We start from the raw sequence: 1,870 nt of genomic DNA on the forward strand, positions 1-1,870 counted from the left end.
TTTTTTTTTCCCTCAGCCCTCTCACACCACCGTACGTGCGGTTCCGCATACGGCGGTTCAACTAATACGCTGGAGTCCCTGCACAGTGCTGCGCAGCGAGACCAGCCCCATTTTGGCGAAGTACAACGTCGGTACTGCCTGATTCATGTGTTTGGATGCCGAGTTCCACCAAGGCCCTCGCCCGTTTACACTCGACTTCCACGCCCGCTCAGGCCTAAGCCCAAGCAAGATGAGTCGTCGTTCGCGGGTCTTCGGGGTTTTCCACTGTCGCCAGAGCAGGCAACGTAGTTTTCGACGCAGCCACCAATCGAGTTCCTCCAGCATCCGCATGTTCGCGGTAAGCCGAAAGTAGTTTGCCCAACCCCGCAACACGGGATTTAGCATCTCTATAGTGTGAGACAAGGACCGTCCTCGCCCCTTGCGCAGCAACTCACGAACTCGATCCATCAGTCTTCGCAGGCTTTCGGGGGCAGGTCGCACCCGTGTCTCTTGGCGATAGATCGTAATCGCGTAGCCCAGAAACTTTCGCTTCCAAGGCCGTGCTACTGCGCTTTTCTGCTCGTTGATACGTAGCTTCAGATGACCCTCCAGGAAGGCTCTGATGTTCGCCATCGCCCGTTGCCCTGCGCCTTCACTGCCGATGTAGATATTGCAGTCGTCAGCATATCGGCAGAACTTCAACTGCCGCCTTTCCAGCTCTCGATCAAGATCGGTCAGCAGGATATTCGACAGTAATGGGGACAGCGGCCCACCCTGAGGCGTACCCTCGCTGCGGGGTTGAATCACGCCATTAGCCATCATCCCCGCCTCTAAGAAGCGCCGGATCAGCTTGAGTACGCGACCATCCCTCACTCGATAGGCGAGTCGAGCCATCAACACGTCGTGGTTGACCCGGTCGAAGAATTTCTCCAGGTCGATGTCCACTACCCAGTGCTTTCCTTCGGCCACATACTCTTTCGCCTTGACGACCGCATCGAGCGCACTTCTCTGCGGACGAAAGCCGTAGCTGCCATCGGAGAAGGTTGGCTCGAAGATCGGTTGCAGTACTTGATGGAGCGCCTGCTGGATAAGCCGATCCACCACCGTGGGTACGCCGAGTGTTCTAACCCCGCCATTAGGCTTGGGAATGTCCACTCGGCGCACCGCCCGTGGCAGGTACCGATCCTCCAGCAGTGCCGCCTTCACACTTGGCCAGTGCACCAACAGCCAGTCCTTCAGTTCCTCAACCGTCAAGCGATCAACGCCTGGCGCGCCTCGGTTCTTCAGGACGCGCTTGTACGCTCGTCGCATGTTGCTGGGTTCGACCACCTGCTCCATGAGCCGGTAGTCCTCCGATTTCGTTCGCCCAGCCGTCGCCGCAACCCCCTCAGCACCTTGCGGGCTTCTTTCCGGATTCCGTCCGGCCATGGCAGGCAGGCCTCCCGTGTCGGGAGCTTCTGCGTCATCGTGGGTTGTCGAGATCAGCTGTTCTACTCTCGGTATTAATCGTTCAGGCCTTCAGTCTCGCGACCTACTATGCCCTCTGCTGACTTCTGCACAGTCATTCCAGCACCTCGCGGTGCCGGTAGCCCTGACGGGCAACCGTGCAGATCTCCCCGGGTATTGCGCACCCACTTTCACGCTTATGCCTGTCGGATCTACGTCATGGCGTTCTGTGCAAGTATTGGGTTTCGCAGATTTCGGACTGCTTACCCCGCCATGCCGCCTCGTATCCGCTTCCTGTTCGTCAGGCCAGCGATTTGCCTCGGGCTTCCTTCAGACTCGCAGTCGCCCGCGAAACCCTTGCCTCTAGCTAGCACTTCCCCTTGCCGGGTGTGCGGGGGACTTCCACCCCTGAGTGAGCGCGCCCTGCCGGGCGCACCGAAAAAAA

General features: G+C 58.8%; 1 protein-coding gene. It reads right to left on the minus strand.

Annotated elements, in window-relative coordinates:
* Positions 1 to 57: 57 nt before the first annotated feature.
* A complete protein-coding gene (gene ltrA, locus HBR94_RS28330) occupies positions 58 to 1,317 on the minus strand; it encodes a group II intron reverse transcriptase/maturase (protein WP_020190400.1) in 1,260 nt (419 codons plus the stop codon).
* Positions 1,318 to 1,870: the final 553 nt, after the last annotated feature.

Origin of the sequence: Pseudomonas sp. WS 5412 (assembly GCF_012985615.1) — a bacterium.
GTDB classification, from domain to species: Bacteria; Pseudomonadota; Gammaproteobacteria; order Pseudomonadales; family Pseudomonadaceae; genus Aquipseudomonas; species Aquipseudomonas shahriarae.